This is a genomic window from Rhizobium sp. BK491 (assembly GCF_014194925.1).
Lineage (GTDB): Bacteria > Pseudomonadota > Alphaproteobacteria > Rhizobiales > Rhizobiaceae > Rhizobium.
Map to the genome: position 1 here is coordinate 681,544 of NZ_JACIAR010000002.1, position 15,362 is coordinate 696,905.

The 15,362-nt window shown below is 59.3% G+C and carries 16 protein-coding genes; 12 read left to right on the forward strand and 4 right to left on the reverse strand.

The genetic code is table 11. From position 1 onward, the window contains the following. Positions 1 to 2 precede the first annotated feature (2 nt). The 3 genes from FHX05_RS11175 to FHX05_RS11185 are packed head-to-tail and all read right to left on the reverse strand — an operon-like array spanning position 3 to position 2,378. Positions 3 to 638, reverse strand: coding sequence for a 2-dehydro-3-deoxy-6-phosphogalactonate aldolase (locus tag FHX05_RS11175; RefSeq protein WP_183871675.1), 636 nt, complete (start codon positions 636 to 638; stop codon positions 3 to 5). Continuing rightward, entirely contained in the window at positions 638 to 1,570 is a 933-nt protein-coding gene (locus tag FHX05_RS11180; protein WP_183871677.1) for a 2-dehydro-3-deoxygalactonokinase, read from the reverse strand. The genes FHX05_RS11175 and FHX05_RS11180 overlap by 1 nt, the downstream gene beginning before the upstream one ends. 37 nt (positions 1,571 to 1,607) lie before the next feature. Then, positions 1,608 to 2,378: an SDR family oxidoreductase gene (locus FHX05_RS11185; RefSeq protein ID WP_183871680.1), complete on the reverse strand. Its 771-nt coding sequence runs from the start codon at positions 2,376 to 2,378 to the stop codon at positions 1,608 to 1,610. A 127-nt stretch (positions 2,379 to 2,505) separates the two neighbouring features. Here FHX05_RS11185 and FHX05_RS11190 point away from each other — a divergent pair, with 127 nt between their 5' ends. The 12 genes from FHX05_RS11190 to FHX05_RS11245 all read left to right on the forward strand — a co-directional run bounded on the left by FHX05_RS11190 (position 2,506) and on the right by FHX05_RS11245 (position 14,668). Beyond that, positions 2,506 to 3,315, forward strand: coding sequence for an IclR family transcriptional regulator (locus tag FHX05_RS11190; protein ID WP_183872430.1), 810 nt, complete (start codon positions 2,506 to 2,508; stop codon positions 3,313 to 3,315). 324 nt (positions 3,316 to 3,639) lie between these two features. Continuing rightward, positions 3,640 to 4,380, forward strand: a complete 741-nt coding sequence (locus FHX05_RS11195; RefSeq protein WP_183710961.1) for a LuxR family transcriptional regulator — start codon at positions 3,640 to 3,642, stop codon at positions 4,378 to 4,380. 636 nt (positions 4,381 to 5,016) lie between these two features. Further along, positions 5,017 to 6,177: an iron-sulfur cluster carrier protein ApbC gene (apbC, locus tag FHX05_RS11200; protein WP_183871682.1), complete on the forward strand. Its 1,161-nt coding sequence runs from the start codon at positions 5,017 to 5,019 to the stop codon at positions 6,175 to 6,177. Positions 6,178 to 6,590: 413 nt separating this feature from the next. After that, positions 6,591 to 7,568 carry a magnesium transporter CorA family protein gene (locus FHX05_RS11205; protein WP_112335424.1) on the forward strand — a complete coding sequence of 326 codons (978 nt, stop codon included), beginning with the start codon at positions 6,591 to 6,593 and terminating at the stop codon, positions 7,566 to 7,568. A 17-nt stretch (positions 7,569 to 7,585) separates the two neighbouring features. After that, positions 7,586 to 9,487: a potassium transporter Kup gene (locus tag FHX05_RS11210; RefSeq protein WP_112611419.1), complete on the forward strand. Its 1,902-nt coding sequence runs from the start codon at positions 7,586 to 7,588 to the stop codon at positions 9,485 to 9,487. A gap of 168 nt (positions 9,488 to 9,655) precedes the next feature. Continuing rightward, entirely contained in the window at positions 9,656 to 10,834 is a 1,179-nt protein-coding gene (locus tag FHX05_RS11215; RefSeq protein ID WP_183871684.1) for a cell wall hydrolase, read from the forward strand. A gap of 313 nt (positions 10,835 to 11,147) precedes the next feature. Beyond that, positions 11,148 to 11,492, forward strand: coding sequence for an AtpZ/AtpI family protein (locus FHX05_RS11220; protein WP_112335428.1), 345 nt, complete (start codon positions 11,148 to 11,150; stop codon positions 11,490 to 11,492). A gap of 78 nt (positions 11,493 to 11,570) precedes the next feature. Then, on the forward strand, positions 11,571 to 12,323 hold the full coding sequence (locus tag FHX05_RS11225; protein WP_183871686.1) for a F0F1 ATP synthase subunit A: 753 nt from the start codon (positions 11,571 to 11,573) through the stop codon (positions 12,321 to 12,323). 66 nt (positions 12,324 to 12,389) lie between these two features. Further along, on the forward strand, positions 12,390 to 12,617 hold the full coding sequence (locus tag FHX05_RS11230; RefSeq protein WP_015338972.1) for a F0F1 ATP synthase subunit C: 228 nt from the start codon (positions 12,390 to 12,392) through the stop codon (positions 12,615 to 12,617). A gap of 78 nt (positions 12,618 to 12,695) precedes the next feature. After that, positions 12,696 to 13,289, forward strand: a complete 594-nt coding sequence (locus tag FHX05_RS11235) for a F0F1 ATP synthase subunit B (protein WP_112335430.1) — start codon at positions 12,696 to 12,698, stop codon at positions 13,287 to 13,289. Positions 13,290 to 13,292: 3 nt separating this feature from the next. Then, the gene (locus tag FHX05_RS11240) at positions 13,293 to 13,784 is read left to right on the forward strand and encodes a F0F1 ATP synthase subunit B (RefSeq protein ID WP_112335431.1); all 492 of its coding nucleotides are present in this window, start codon (positions 13,293 to 13,295) and stop codon (positions 13,782 to 13,784) included. Between the two features lie 29 nt (positions 13,785 to 13,813). Further along, positions 13,814 to 14,668, forward strand: a complete 855-nt coding sequence (locus FHX05_RS11245; RefSeq protein WP_210294867.1) for a phosphotransferase — start codon at positions 13,814 to 13,816, stop codon at positions 14,666 to 14,668. A 3-nt stretch (positions 14,669 to 14,671) separates the two neighbouring features. Here the strand turns inward: FHX05_RS11245 and FHX05_RS11250 are convergent, their stop codons facing one another. Then, positions 14,672 to 15,331 (reverse strand): ribonuclease HII, encoded by a 660-nt coding sequence (locus tag FHX05_RS11250; RefSeq protein ID WP_112335708.1) that lies wholly within the window; start codon positions 15,329 to 15,331, stop codon positions 14,672 to 14,674. Positions 15,332 to 15,362: the final 31 nt, after the last annotated feature.

The window sequence follows — 15,362 nt, forward strand, 5'->3', positions numbered from 1 at the left end:
GATCAGGCTCCTACGGCTGCATCATAGGCATAAATGGTGACCTTGGCACGTTCGGCAACCTCTGCAGCCGTCATTCCCGGCTTGTAGAGGCTGGTGCCGAGGCCGAAGGCGAGCACGCCGGCCTTGGTGTAATCGGCGAAATTCTTGTCCGAAACGCCGCCGACCGCCGCAATGACGAGTTCCGGCGGCAGCACTGCGCGAATGGCCGTGATGCCGGAGGCGCCGAGCACGCCGGCGGGGAAGAATTTAAGCCCGGTGGCACCGGCGCGCGCGGCCGAAAGCGCTTCCGTGGCGGTGAAGACGCCGGGCATCGTCACCATGCCTTTGTCGCGGGCGCGGCTGATGACCGCAGGCTCCACATTCGGTGTCACCAGGAGCTTGCCGCCGGCGCCATCAAGCCTGTCGACATCTTCGACCGTCAGCACCGTGCCGGCGCCGATCAGGCAATCGGTCGGCGCCATCTTGGCAGCGATTTCGATGGAGCGGAACGGCTCCGGCGAATTCAGCGGGATTTCAATTGCCGTGAAGCCTGTCTCGATCAGCGTGCCGACAATGTCAGCCGTTTCCTCGGGCTTGATGCCGCGAAGAATGGCAATGAGCGGGCGCTTCATGGGCGGAAAGGGGGTGCGAGTTGTCATCAGCTTTTACTTTCTTTCTTGAACCAGATCGCTTCGGCCGCAGCGGAAAGTCCGCGACGGACGGCGGCATCGGCGTCGATCGTCTTAAAGGGGAGGGAGACGGCGCGGAACGCGTCTTCGTAGAGCGCCTGGAGGCGGCCGGAGGCAACGAGCGTGATGGCCGCATTCTGCCCCGCAGAGGCGCGCGCGCCGGCGATTTCCGCGCCGATCAGTGTGCCCGATATGAGCGCCTGCGCGCCGGCTGCCGTCAGCCCGTTGAGAAGCTGGCCGGAGCGAGCGGTAAACAGTAGATTGGTGAGGAGCGCCGGCTTATCCAGGGCGGTCTTGAGGGCGGTCTCGAATGTCTTTGTGTCGGCCGGCATGTCTGCAGCACCGGCAACCGCGTGCGACAGGATGCTGTGCTTGGTAATGACGTCGAAAAGCTCGCCCGTCATGAAGGTGGAAAAGCCTGTCACCTGACCATCCAGCACGCGCACCCATTTCGAATGGGTTCCCGGCATGCAGACGAGTTGTTCGCCCGTGGCATCGGCCGCAATCGTTCCGAGCAGCTGCGTTTCCTCGCCGCGCATGACGTCCGGTACCTGTTGGCTGCGTTGCGCCAGGCCAGGCAGGATACGGATATCGCGGGATTGTCCGGGCACGGAAACAGCGGCGGTGAGGATTGCGGCAAGGGAGGTTGGCGTGTCGATGTAGCCGGCTTCCACCCAGCCCTGGCGCGCGCCGGCCATGCCGCAGACGATGACGGGAACGGCGTCCGGCGCCGATACGGCGTCGAGATGTGCCTGCAGGACCTTGTCAAAGCCGGTTTGCGCAGCCGTGGTCATGCCTTCGCCGCTACGGCGCTCCGCGAGAATGCTGCCGTCTTCGCCGATCAGCCACAGCCGAAAACTGCTGGTGCCCCAGTCCACGGCGACATATGCCGGTTTCGTCATAAGAAATGCTCCAAGTCTTGCGTCAGAAATCTTGAGATTAGAAAATACCGCCATCGACAGTGATGGCCTGTCCGGTCATGGCGCCGGAGCAGTCCGAACCCAGGAAGAGCACTGGACCGACCAGATCCTCGGGGCTCAGCACGCGCTTCAGGCATTGCCGGTCCATCATCTTCGCCATGCCGTCCTCCGTCAGCCAGAGGTCGAGCTGGCGCTGTGTGACGATCATTCCAGGCAGAACGGCGTTGACGCGGATATTCTCCGGCCCGAAGCGTCCGGCAAAGCTCTTGGTCAGCCCGATGATGCCGGACTTCGCGGTCGCGTAGGAGGACAGAAGCGGCGGGTTCATCTTGAAGACGATCGAGGAGAAGTTGATGATCGCGCCGCCGCCGGCTGCGCGCATGCCCGGTGCCGCCGCCTGTGAGACGAAGAAGACTTGCTTCAGATTGATCGCCTGATTGTTGTCCCAATATTCTTCGGTCGTGGTGTCGATGTCGTGCCGGTCGTCCCAACCCGCGTTGTTGACGAGGACCCGGACCGCCCCGAGATCGGCCTCGACGGACGCAACTGTGCTTTTGATCGCGCCGACATCGCGCAGGTCGGCATGGTAGAAGGCAACAGGATGGGCAAATTGACCTGAAAGCTTGGCCGCCAGCGCCTTGCTGGGTTCCTCGGCTATATCAATGAAGGCGACTTTCGCCCCCTGACGGGCAAAAGCCTCTACCAGGCTTGCGCCGATGCCGGAGCCTCCGCCGGTGACGAGAACCGTGCGATCTTTCAGATCGGGAAATTGCGCCTGAATATCGGCCAAGATGTCTCCTCCCAAGATCAATGAAAAGTTCCATTATTCGGAACGTAATTTGACTATATGGAATTATCGGACTACCCTTGCACAGTGTCAAGGACAGTGCGGCTTTGCCAGAGATAAATGAATGAGTATGGGTCTGGGTTCAGAGGCGGGAAAAAATAAAAGGCATCGCGATCGGGAAACGGGGACGCTCGGAAAGCTTGTCTCCCTGCTCGATTTCGTCGCGTTGGCTGATGGCCCCATGCGCTTTACCGACATTCTCTCGCTTTCCGAGCAGCCGCGCGGCTCGCTGCATCGGCAATTGTCGCATCTTGTCGAGGAGGGGCTTCTTGAGGTCGACCGCGACGGGCGCTATCGGATCGGATTGCGGCTCCTGACCCTTGCTTCACGCAGTTGGGCGCGCAACGAGTTTCGGGCGATTGCCGAGCCACATCTTCACTGTTTGCAGGAGGTGACGGGTGAAACCGTGCATCTCGGCGTCCTGCGGGGCGCGGAGGTGATCTATCTCGACAAGGTGGAGGGTCAGCAATCCGTGCGGATGTATTCGCAGGTCGGCAATGCTTCTCCCGCCTATTGTACCGGTGTCGGCAAGGCGGCGCTTTCTGCGCTCGACGACGCCGAGCTTGCAGAGAGAATCTCAGGTCTAGAATATCGCCCCTACACAGAGCACACCCTTCGCTCTGCCTCAGAGCTGCTCTCTGATATCTCGCAAATCAGGGCGCGGGGCTACGCCTTCGATCTTGAGGAACACGAAAACGGTATCTGCTGCGTCGCTGCGCCGATCCGGTCCGATGATGGTCATATGCTTGCCGGAATCTCGGTGACCGGCCCGGCCTATCGCGTCACGCAGCAGAGGCTGCAGGCATGGGCGCCACGGGTGGTCGTTGCCGCTGATTCGATCATGATGGACATGCGCAACCGCATGGGCCCCAAACGCTGATCCCAGCAGATCTGGCGCAACGACTGCGGGAACTCCGGGGGATTTAATGCCTCCGGCGCGGGATCTTAGCGCAATTGCTCGTTTATCTTGAATTTTACTGTTGAGATATGGCAAAGAACTGCCATTATCTTCAGGTGATTGCTGAAGCCGTAGAGGATTTAGCGAGGTGACGAGGGGGAGATAATAGTAACGGGCGTCGACGCGATCACGATTTTGGAAAACTTATATTGTGCCGAGCTGCCGATAGTGGCGCCGGGACGTTAATCGTAAAGGGCAGCGAGCGGAAGCTTCGTATTTTTGCCCTCTTTTACATAAAGAAGACTGATGATGGCGGCATTGGTACAAGCAGGAATGTCCCCTCGCGACGAGGATCTGATCGAGGAAATCACCAGGCTTAAAACGCAGTTCGATGTGTTCCGTTTCATGAAGGGATTGACGGAGGCCTACCGGTGCCGCGCCTTCATGGTCCTTAATCTTCCGCCGATCACATCCTCCGACCTGCAAAGCAGCTCGGTAATCAACAACTGGCCGGCCGAGCTGCTGTCGATCTATGATCAGGAAAGCCTGCTGTCGACCAGTCCCGTGTTGCTGCGCCTGCGCGCCTCCACGCTGCCTTTTCTTTATGACGTGGTGGCAAATCCCAATCGCGAAGAAAACAAATCGCAGCTTGTCGTGGCTTTGTTTGAGCGTTTCCGCATGACGCGTTTCGCTTATTTCCCGACCCATGATGCCTCGGGTCTTCGCGGCGCTGTTTCTTTGGCTGGCGATCGCGAACACTTTTCGCCGCAGGAGATCAAGGATCTCTTTTATATTGCGGTTCACGTTTTCGACCGGCTTGCCGAAATTCGTAACCTGGATGTTCGCGTCGTCGACACCCTTACCGACCGTGAGATCGATTGCCTGAATTGGACGGCCGCTGGAAAGACCAGCGCCGAAATCGCCGAAATCCTCTCCCTGTCGGAGCATACGGTCAATCACTACCTCAATCGCGCAACCAAGAAGCTCGACACTGTCAACCGTACGCAGGCCGTCGCCAAGGCCCTGCGTGTCGGATTGATAAAATAGCGAGGCCTTCCATTGCGGCGATGCCATGATACGGCGGTGATGGGAATTTGCGCAGCATGTGAATAATTTTTGTGCGCTGCAAATAAAATATGATGAACTCTGCAGCGACCATCCGCTCTCCTGTTCCAGGTGCGATTCAGATAACATGCTGAAGACTCGTCGCTTTCCGGATTTTTGGAAACTGGCACGCTTCCTGCTTCTTAGGAAACAGAGGTCCAGAGGGGACTTTGATAACAGCGCCGATGAAAACGTGCGCGGATCAAGCGACCGCCGCCGACACCTTCGCCATAGCTTCTCCCGGCGAAGGGATCGGCGGCGGTTGTTACTTATTTGGCACGCTGATTAGGTTCCGACGCAGTTTCGAGACGATTTTCGCGCCGTTGCCCTATATATTTCAAATGAATGATCTATGTCGGCCCGCGACCATGTCTTCCCGAATTGGGAGAGCGTTGCGGCTGGTAAGGGTTTTTCTTTATGGACCCGGCGGACCTGCCGGCCGCAACGAAGACGTTTTTATCAACGGCGTCCCGAATTTCGTTTGGCGAAGCCACGCCTCTCTACTATCTAAGCCAGAATGATTTCGGAAAGCGCCCGCGTATGCCGCGCTGCCGAAAAAGATTCTGCAGTGAGGATGAAATGGCAGACATCACCAAGGAACAGGTGCTGGAAACGTTGAAGACGGTTCGCGGCCCGGACCTGGAGCACAATATCGTCGAGCTCGGCATGGTTTCCGATGTGTTCATCTCCGATGGTAAGGTCTATTTCTCCATCACCGTTCCCGCCGAGCGCGCCAAGGATCTGGAGCCGCTGCGTCTTGCCGCTGAGCGCGTCATCAAGGACATGCCCGGTGTCAAGGGCGCCCTGGTCGCGCTGACGGCCGACAAGAAGGCTGGTGCTCCGGCGGCGAGGCCCGCACCTGCACAGGCTGCCCCGCACGCCCATTCCCATTCGCATCCTCATCAGCACGCGCCGCAACAGCCGCCCCGCGCCGCCAAGATCGGTGTTCCGGGCGTCAAAGCCATCATCGCGGTCGCCTCGGGCAAGGGCGGCGTCGGCAAATCGACGACGGCGGTCAATCTGGCGCTGGGGCTGCTTGCCAACGGCTTGAAGGTCGGCATTCTGGATGCCGATATCTACGGCCCTTCGATGCCGCGCCTCTTGAAGATTTCCGGGCGCCCGACCCAGATCGATGGGCGCATCATCAATCCCATGGAGAATTACGGCCTTAAGGTCATGTCGATGGGTTTCCTCGTCGAGGAGGAAACCGCAATGATCTGGCGCGGGCCGATGGTGCAATCGGCGCTGCTGCAGATGCTGCGCGAGGTCGCCTGGGGCGAGCTCGACGTGCTTGTTGTCGATATGCCGCCCGGCACCGGCGACGTGCAGCTCACCATGGCGCAGCAGGTGCCGCTTGCCGGTGCCGTCATCGTCTCGACGCCACAGGATCTGGCGCTGATCGATGCGCGCAAGGGCTTGAACATGTTCCGCAAGGTCGAGGTTCCGGTCCTCGGCATCGTGGAGAATATGAGCTACTTCATCGCCCCCGATACCGGCGCGCGCTATGATATCTTCGGCCATGGCGGCGCTCGCAAGGAGGCGGAGCGCATCGGCGTGCCTTTCCTGGGCGAAGTGCCGCTGACCATGGGCATTCGCGAGACCTCGGATGCGGGAACGCCGCTTGTCGCCGCCGAGCCGAACGGGGTCGTTGCAAATATTTATCGCGAAATCGCGGCCAAGGTCTGGAAGCAAGTCGCAGATAGTCCACAGCGCGCGGCGCCATCGATCGTATTTGAATAATTCACCAGGACGGATCTGCTTTCCCCGTGGCGGCGGATTGTCTTGTCGGCATCCTGTGCTATGACTTCGCAGGATTGGCCAAACTGCGGCGAAGCATGCGATGAAGAGGTTGTGACTTGATTCTTTGCGAGCTTTGCTGCATATGCGCCGCCTGCGTGGAACTGGTCGGTCGTTTCCGATGACCAATCTCCGCCAAATGGTGGTTTTATTTCGGCCGCGCAGGCGTCTTCGCCCGGACGGACGAGGGATTGGTACAGCAGCGCAATGGAACATGAACACGGATTCCCGGCCGGACGGGCGGGATATGACCGGGGTTTTATGAGCTTTTTTTGTCGGACATTGGTGAGATCGCAGAGGATGCGGGCAAGGTGTCCTGACGCCGCCTGCATCCGCGCCGCCGCAGGAGCGCGCAGTTGATAACTGCCTATTGCTCAGGTTCGAAGCCGCTCGAGCTTCCCGATCTTTCGGCCATCGATCGGTTGCCCGACGACGCCGTGTGGATCGACATGGTCGATCCGTCGCGCGAGGAGGAAGCCAATATCGAGCGGCTGCTTGGGCTCGAAGTGCCGACGCGTGAGGACATGAAGGATATAGAGCCCTCGAGCCGGCTCTATATCGAGGACGGCTCGGTCTTTTTGACGGCCTCGCTCCTGTGCAAGGCCGATACCAGCCTACCGATGTTGACCGACGTCGCCTTTATCCTGGCGGGACCTCGGTTGATCACCATCCGCTATGCTCAGCCGAAGTCCTTCGCGCTTTTCATCGCGGCGCTTCAGCGTATCCCACAGGATCGGCGCACAGGCGTGGCGCTCCTGGCGAAGCTGCTCGAAACGATCGTCGACCGGACCGCCGAGGTCCTTGAACAGACGGTTGCCGGTGTCGATATATTGTCGGTGCATGTATTTGGCGATCGCGTGAAGAAGGTCCGCCGGCCGGGGAACTATCTCGAAGAAAAGCTCAAGGACATAGCGCGCTATCACCGTACGCTCAGCAAGATACGTGACAGTCTGAGTTCGCTGTCGCGCCTGCTGACCTTCCTTCAAGCTATCCCCGCCATGCAGCAGGACCACGAAGCAAGGGATCTCTGCCGCAATGTTTCGAGAGATGTTCAATCTCTTTCCGAGCATGCGTCCTTCGTCGCGGGCAATATCACCTTCCTGCTCGACGCATCGCTGGGGCTGATCAACATTGAGCAGAACGCCATCATCAAGATCTTCTCGATCGCTTCCGTGGTGTTCCTGCCGCCGACGCTTGTCGCCTCCGTCTATGGCATGAATTTCGAACATATGCCCGAATTGCATTTTGCCTTCGGCTACCCTGCATCGCTGTTGTTGATGGTGGTTTCCGCCATCGTTCCGTTTTTCTTTTTTCGCTGGAAAGGCTGGCTCTGAGAGTCTAGTGATCCTGAATGTCTAACGAAACCCATCATTCTCCCGACGGGAAAATGGACGCTCGCAAGCTCGCCTACCTCGCCCTCGGTTCGGTCGGCGTTGTTTATGGCGATATCGGTACGAGCCCGCTCTATGCCTTTCGCGAAGCATTGAAGCCGGTGGCCGCCGACGGCCTGACGCGCGGCGAAGTCATCAGCGTCGTCTCGCTGATGTTCTGGACGCTGACGATCATCGTCACGATCAAATATGTCCTTTTTCTGCTCCGCGCGGACAATGACGGCGAAGGCGGCACGCTCTCGCTCCTGGCGCTGTTGATGAAGACGGCGAACGGCCACACCGCCATCCTGATGTTGCTGGGATTGCTGGGTGCCGCGCTTTTCCTCGGCGACGCGATGATTACGCCGGCGCTTTCGGTCCTTTCGGCGGTCGAAGGTCTGAAGCTCGTGACCCCGCAATTGTCGGATTATATCGTGCCGATATCGGTGGCCATTCTGGCATTGCTTTTTGCGATCCAGTCGCATGGTACTGGTGCCGTCGCCCGTTTCTTCGGCCCGATCACCGCGCTGTGGTTCATCGTCATGGGTCTTGTCGGCATCATGCACATTTCTGATGATTACAGCATTCTGGCAGCGCTCAATCCCTGGTACGCGGTGACCTTTCTGATGCGCGAGGGCTTCCTCGGCGTCGTCGTTCTCGGTGCCGTGTTCCTGACGGTGACGGGCGCGGAAGCGCTCTATGCCGACCTCGGGCATTTCGGCCGCCGCCCGATCCAGTGGGCCTGGTTCGTGCTGGTGTTTCCGTCGCTTACCTTAAACTACTTCGGTCAGGGCGCGCTGGTGCTGCGTGACCCCATGGCTATGTCGGACCCGTTCTTCCTGATGTATCCGCACTGGGCGATCCTGCCGGTGGTCATTCTTGCCACGATGGCGACGATCATCGCCAGCCAGGCTGTCATCACGGGTGCTTTCTCGTTGACCCGCCAGGCGATTCACCTCGGCTTCCTGCCGCGCATGGAAATCCTCTTCACCTCCGAGACCAATACCGGGCAGATCTTCCTGCCGTCGGTCAACACGGTCCTGTTCTTCGGCGTCATCTTCCTGGTGCTGGCCTTCAAGACCTCGGATGCGCTGGCGACCGCCTATGGCATCTCAGTGACCGGCGCGATGGTCGTTACCTCGATCATGGCCTTTGAATTCGTCCGTGTCCGCTGGAACTGGACGCTGCCGATGGCGGTTGCCGTGCTCACGCCGCTCTTGCTGCTGGAATTCGTCTTCCTCGGCGCCAACCTCTTGAAGATCCACGATGGCGGCTACGTGCCGGTGATGATCGCGACGGCCTTTACCGTCATCATGTGGACCTGGCGCCGCGGCACCGCGATCCTTATGGAAAAGACACGCCATACCGATATCCCGCTCTCATCCTTCGTCAGCTCGATCGAGCGCAAGAGCGATCACTCGCCGGCGCATGTGCCGGGTACGGCGATCTTCCTGACGAGCGATCCGGAATCGGCTCCCGCCGCGCTGCTGCATAATCTGAAGCATAATCACGTCCTCCACGACAAGAACGTCATCCTGACGATCCGCACCATCAACAAGCCGCGCGTCGCCCAGGAGGATCGTTATACCGTCGAGAAGGTTTCGGACCGTTTCTCGCGCGTCGAGTTGCGCTTCGGCTTTATGGAATCACAGAATGTCTCGCAAGCGCTGGCGACCCTGCGCAAGACCGGCTTGAAGTTCGACATCATGTCGACCTCCTTCTATCTCGGTCGCCGCAAGCTGGTGCCGGATGCGAAATCGGGCATGCCGCACTGGCAGGACCGGCTCTATATCGCCCTCGCCAACGCCGCGACCGATCCCTCGGACTACTTCCGCCTGCCGGCCAACCGCGTGGTGGAACTAGGCTCGCACGTCATCATCTGACGCGGATATTCTTGCAATTGGTTCAGAAGACCCGGTGGATATTCCGCCGGGTCTTTTGTTTTCGGTTCACCGCCTGCATGACCATAGATTCGCCCGAATTAACCATCCATCAAGGTTAATGGGAGATTATTCCGGCTCCTGGTTTCGAGTGCCGTTTGGAGTCCGGTGTTGTCTCGCTCGCGTTATGTCAGCCGCAAGTCGCGGTTCCTGCCACAAAATTGGACCTCTCCAGCTGTCTTCGGGCTCTGCGCCTGGCTTATTTTTCCGTCGACGGCCGCCTATGGCGATCTTGCCGGCCTGCTTGCGGGTATCGATAGGGAAGGAGCCAATTGGCGCATGGTGATGACAGATTCGCCGGCCGGCTCCACCCATCAGGCGGAGCTGGCCTTTGGCGATGCCAAGGCGTCGTCTGCCATTGGAGACGGCGGTCTGATATTGCCGGATGGACGGCGCGTCGCGTTCCAATCCGAAGGCAAGGGCAGCGATCCCCGGCCCGATGAGGACCGTATCAACAGGCAGAGCAAGAAGGGCAGGGTGGTGGCCATCACGCCGATGCTGCCGCCGAAGGATTTTTCCGCAGGCTCCGTGCTGCAGCGTCAAAGCCTGCTGCTTCGGCCGGAATCGGCAACCGGCGAACGCACGGCATTCCTGAAGCCGAACCTCGGCGGCAAGGAAATCCAGATTGCCACCGCCTTCTACAAGAAGGAGCCGCCAAAGCCGGACGAGAGCATGCCGGCCTATATCGCCAATCTGGTCACCAACCAGAATGCCGATGTTCTGGCCGCCGCCTATGCCTCGCCGGCGCCGGACTATGCCCGTGTCTCGCCCTTCGATTCCATTCTGGCCAAGGATCAGGACGACGAGGGGCGTTTCGTGCCGCAGATCGGCCCGAAGGATCATGCCTGGGCCGCCAATGTCCTGCCGCCATCGGTCTTTTCATCCGACGAGCAGCAATGCCTTGCTACCGGCATCTATTTCGAGGCGCGCGGCGAGTCCGTGAAAGGACAGGCCGCTGTCGCCCAGGTTATTCTCAACCGCGTCCGCAACCCCGCCTATCCGAAGACCATCTGCGGCGTCGTCTACCAGAATGAGGATTGGACCAACGCTTGCCAGTTCTCCTTCGCCTGTGACAACGTCAAGGAGCGCGTCAATTCGCCAGAACACTGGCGTATTGCCCGCCAGGTCGCCATGGCGGTCACCGCCGGCAAGATCTGGCTGCCGGAAGTTGGTTCCGCCACTCACTATCATGCTGTCTATGTCCGGCCGAAATGGGCAGCCGAAATGGTGAAGGTCGGCCGCATAGGTATGCACATCTTCTATAGGACCTATGGCGGCGGCTGGAGCTGAGGCGACTGGTTCCGGCAGATTGACACCAGCGGCAGGGCCGCTTCCCCCGGCAAAAAAGCCACGGGAAAGCATGGGCTGAAGAGGATTCTTCAGCTCAGTTTTCGGTCAATATGGCTCTTTCGCTCTAAACTCATGATTTAATTGGGCTAATTTATGGCTGGACAGATGGTGTCTACGCCTTGACTATGCTTTTTCCTAAAACTATGTTGCGCGCGACTTCAAAACGGGCCGAAAGGTGGCGAAACCTGCTGTTCGTTTACGCGTTGACCGGGGTACAGGGATTGCGCGCAACGAAAATGGGGAGGGTGCCACCATGACGGATGACCGCGACGAGGGTCTGGAACAGCGGCGGGCGCAGCTTGGAGCCGAATTGGCGAACAAGCGCGCTGCGGTGAGAGAGGATGAACGCGGGGAGGTTCGCGCCGAGGAGAGCCGCAAGGGCTACGCTCAGGCGATGAAGCTTTCCAGTGAGTTCATTGCTGCAATCATCGTTGGAGCCGTTCTGGGCTATGTCCTGGACCGTTTTCTCGGTACGACGCCGTGGGGCATGATTATTTTGCTGCTTCTCGGATTCTGTGCCGGCGTGCTGAATGTGCTACGCTCTGCAGGCAAGGTGGCGACGCCGGAGCCGCAGGGGCGTGAGCCTGGTAAGAAATGAGCGGAAGCGACGCAGCGGCGTTGTTTCCAGATGAGAAGCATCTGCTCGGTGGAGCGGAATAATGAAAGAGAACAAGCGGTGGCAAACGATCCTACCCATCAGTTCCTGATCTTTAAGATTATCCCGATCGATATCGGTGGAATTGATTTTTCGTTCACCAATGCTTCGCTGTTCATGGTTGCCTCGGCAGTGCTGTCCGCGGGCTTTCTGTATTTTGCCAGCGCGCCACGCGCCGTTGTCCCGACGCGCTTGCAGTCCGTTGCGGAAATGGCCTATGAGTTCATCGCCTCGATGTTGAAAGAGGGGGCGGGGACGAAGGGAATGAAATTCTTCCCCCTGGTCTTCTCTCTCTTCATGTTCGTCCTCACGGCGAACCTGCTCGGCCTCGTTCCTTACTTCTACACCGTCACCAGCCAGATCATCGTCACGCTGGCGCTCGCACTGCTCGTCATCTTCACCGTTATTTTCTACGGCTTGATCAAGCATGGTTTCGGCTTCTTCAAGATTTTCGTTCCTGAAGGTGTTCCGGGAGTTCTCTTGCCGCTGGTAGTGGCGATCGAGATCATCTCGTTCCTCTCCCGCCCGGTTTCACTCTCTGTTCGTCTTTTCGCCAACATGCTGGCCGGTCATATCACGCTCAAGGTGTTCGCAGGCTTTGTCGCCTCGCTCGGAGCCCTCGGCGCGCTTGGTATCGGCGGAGCTGTTCTTCCTCTTATCATGACCGTCGCCCTCACCGGTCTCGAGTTCCTTGTCGCCTTCCTTCAGGCTTACGTCTTTGCGGTGCTGACTTGCATGTACCTCAACGACGCAATCCATCCGGGCGGCCACTAAGGATAAAGACATTGGCGTCTAATGGCGTCAGTCATTCACCGCACAACCATTTCAAAGGAGTTCAACATGGACGCGGAAGCAGCAAAGTTCATCGGCGCAGGTTTGGCTTGCTTTGGTATGGCCGGCACGGCTCTCGGCCTCGGCAATATCTTCGGCAGCTACCTGTCCGGCGCACTGCGCAACCCGTCGGCTGCTGACAGCCAGTTCGGCCGTCTGGTATTCGGCTTCGCCGTTACGGAAGCTCTGGGCATCTTCTCGCTGCTCGTCGCTCTCCTCCTGCTCTTCGCCGTCTGATATCAGCGGCGTCATAGATCACGGTTCGCGAGCAGCGAGCCGTGATTCTTTGTATTTGCAGACCACCTGGAGGTGAGCATGTTTGTGACCCCGGCATATGCTGAAGAAGCACCGCCGGCCGCCGGAGCGGTGCACACGGAAACGGGTGCGCCGAATGAAGGCCATCACGGCGGCGTATTCCCGCCGTTTGACCATACGACGTATCCATCACAGCTGCTTTGGCTGGTGATCACCTTCGTCATCTTCTACGTGGCCATGCAGAAGATCGTTATTCCGCGCGTCGGCACCATTCTGGAAAGCCGGCACGACCGGATCGCCCAGGATATCGAGGAAGCCTCGCGTCTGAAGGCTGAAGCCGACGCCGCCGTCGCGACCTATGAAAGCGAATTGGCTGCTGCGCGCGCCAAGGCAAATTCCATCGGCGCCACCGCTCGCGATGCCGCCAAGGCCAAGGCCGAAGAGGATCGCAAGACAATCGAGGCGAGCCTGGCTGAGAAGCTCAAGGCCGCAGAAGGCCGCATTGCTGAAATCAAGGCGAAAGCCTTCGGTGATGTCGGTGCAATTGCCGAAGAGACCGCCGGTGCTGTCGTCGAGCAGTTGGTCGGAAATGTTGCCGGCAAGGCCGATGTCGCCTCTGCGGTTGCGGCAGCCGCCGCAAAGCAGGAGGGCTGATCCATGGAATTTTCTTTCGACAACACCTTCTTCGCGTTTGTCAGCCTTCTCATCTTCCTAGGCCTGATCGTTTACCTCAAGGTTCCCGGCATGATGGCAAAGTCGCTGGACGACCGCGCCGATCAGATCCGTAACGAGCTGGCCGAAGCCAAGCGCCTGCGTGAAGAGGCACAGCACCTGCTGGCCGAATATCAGCGCAAGCGCAAGGAAGCCGAGGCTGAAGCAGCACATATTGTTGCCGCAGCCGAGCGCGAAGCGGAAATGCTGACGACCGAGGCTCGCAAGAAGACCGAGGAGTTCGTCGCCAACCGTACGGCTCTGTCCGAGCAGAAGATCAAGCAGGCCGAAGCCGATGCGATGAAGGCGGTCCGCTCCGCTGCCGTCGATCTGGCAATCGCCGCTGCAGAATCGGTGCTTGCCAAGAAGGCCGATGGCAGCGTTCAGTCCGGCCTCTTCAACGACGCTGTCAAGGAAGTGAAGACGCGGCTGAATTAAGCCCTCGCAATATCGAATTCGAAAGAGCCCTGCTTCCGCGGGGCTTTTTTGTTTCATGCTCAGTCATGATTGATCATCGCCACAGTGGGAGGCAAGATCAGTGCATGAGGGGAGAGTGGATGCAGTCAACGACTGGCAGCGAACCGTTTCGTCAAGACGATCTCATCGTGAGACCGGTGGCCACCTGGACACGGGGCGTCCATGCATTGCTGGCTGCGCTACATCGGTATGGTTTCGATGCAGCTCCGCATCCGGCTGGATATGACGAGGTCTGGGAGCAGGTAACCTATCTGCCCGGAGATACCGGCGATCTCGATTGCCACGCCGCTATGCGCGGCGAAAAGGCGCTGCGGTCGGCTGCATCTCTACTGCGTCGCTATCACGATTGCTCCGCCCTGTTCGCAAAAAGCCTCGCGGCTAGCTACGCATGGCAACTGCCGGCCCGCTCGCCTTGCGAGGTAATCTGCCATGGGGATTTTGCCCCCTACAATGTCGTCCTGAACCATGGCGAAGTGAGCGGTATCATCGATTTCGAGGCTGCGCATCCCGGTCCGCGAATGTGGGATCTGGCTTATGCCGTCTATCGCTGGGCGCCGCTGTCCTTCGGCGTCGCTATCAAGGGAATGGACACTCTTGCCGCCCAAGTCGGTCGCACCCGTATCTTTATCGATGCCTATGGCCTGTCCGTTAACGAGCGTAGCTCATTGCTTGACGTCATCGTCGAGCGGCTTGAGGCGCTATTGATTTTCATGGAACGGGAAGCTGCCCGCGGCATCGAGAGATATCGCCGGAATCTCCAGGAAGGACATGATCGCATCTACAGGGAAGACATCGCCTATATCAGAAAATGCTCGACTGAAATCGTCGCCGGACTGACGGGCTGAGTTTCAAACGGCCTCTTTACGCAGCGGACGGAAGCTCATGCGGTGCAGCGGGCAGGGACCATGCTCCTCGATGCCAGCGCGATGCTGAGGAGTGCCATAGCCGGCATGGGCTGCGAAACCATAGGCTGGAAAGACAATGCCCGCGCGCGCCATCATCCGGTCGCGGGTCACTTTGGCGACGATCGATGCGGCAGCGATGGAGAAGGAGCGCGCGTCTCCTTTGACGACGGCTTTTCCCGGGCATGCAAGCCCGGCTGGCACATCGAGCCCATCGGTCAGCACATAGCTTGCCGGCACGGCAAGTCCGCAAATGGCACGGCGCATCGCATCGAGGCTTGCCTTGCGGATATCGGTCGTGTCGATACGACCGGCACTCGACGAGGCGATAGAGACCGTTGCTGTTGCGAGAATCTCCACGAACAGCTCTTCGCGTCTGGCCGCGGTCAGCTGTTTGGAATCGTTGAGCCCTTGCGGGATCCGCTCAGGGTCGAGAATGACGGCGGCGGCGACCACCGGTCCGGCAAGCGGGCCCCGGCCAGCCTCATCGGCCCCGGCGACAGGCCAATGGCCGGCTCGGCGCGCAATCAGCTCCAGCTCAAACGTGGGAACGAGCGGGGCGTCCTCGAAAAGCATTGGAGAATCGGGTGATGTGCTGCGTGTCATGCGGCGAAGCTCGCACACCACCCGATCTCCT

Coding starts and splice junctions, on each gene's coding strand:
- FHX05_RS11175 (WP_183871675.1), bottom strand. CDS start 638: ATGACAACTCGCACCCCCTTTCCGCCCATGAAGCGCCCGCTCATTGCC.
- FHX05_RS11180 (WP_183871677.1), bottom strand. CDS start 1,570: ATGACGAAACCGGCATATGTCGCCGTGGACTGGGGCACCAGCAGTTTT.
- FHX05_RS11190 (WP_183872430.1), top strand. CDS start 2,506: ATGGGTCTGGGTTCAGAGGCGGGAAAAAATAAAAGGCATCGCGATCGG.
- FHX05_RS11195 (WP_183710961.1), top strand. CDS start 3,640: ATGATGGCGGCATTGGTACAAGCAGGAATGTCCCCTCGCGACGAGGAT.
- apbC (WP_183871682.1), top strand. CDS start 5,017: ATGGCAGACATCACCAAGGAACAGGTGCTGGAAACGTTGAAGACGGTT.
- FHX05_RS11210 (WP_112611419.1), top strand. CDS start 7,586: ATGTCTAACGAAACCCATCATTCTCCCGACGGGAAAATGGACGCTCGC.
- FHX05_RS11220 (WP_112335428.1), top strand. CDS start 11,148: ATGACGGATGACCGCGACGAGGGTCTGGAACAGCGGCGGGCGCAGCTT.
- FHX05_RS11230 (WP_015338972.1), top strand. CDS start 12,390: ATGGACGCGGAAGCAGCAAAGTTCATCGGCGCAGGTTTGGCTTGCTTT.
- FHX05_RS11235 (WP_112335430.1), top strand. CDS start 12,696: ATGTTTGTGACCCCGGCATATGCTGAAGAAGCACCGCCGGCCGCCGGA.
- FHX05_RS11240 (WP_112335431.1), top strand. CDS start 13,293: ATGGAATTTTCTTTCGACAACACCTTCTTCGCGTTTGTCAGCCTTCTC.
- FHX05_RS11250 (WP_112335708.1), bottom strand. CDS start 15,331: ATGACACGCAGCACATCACCCGATTCTCCAATGCTTTTCGAGGACGCC.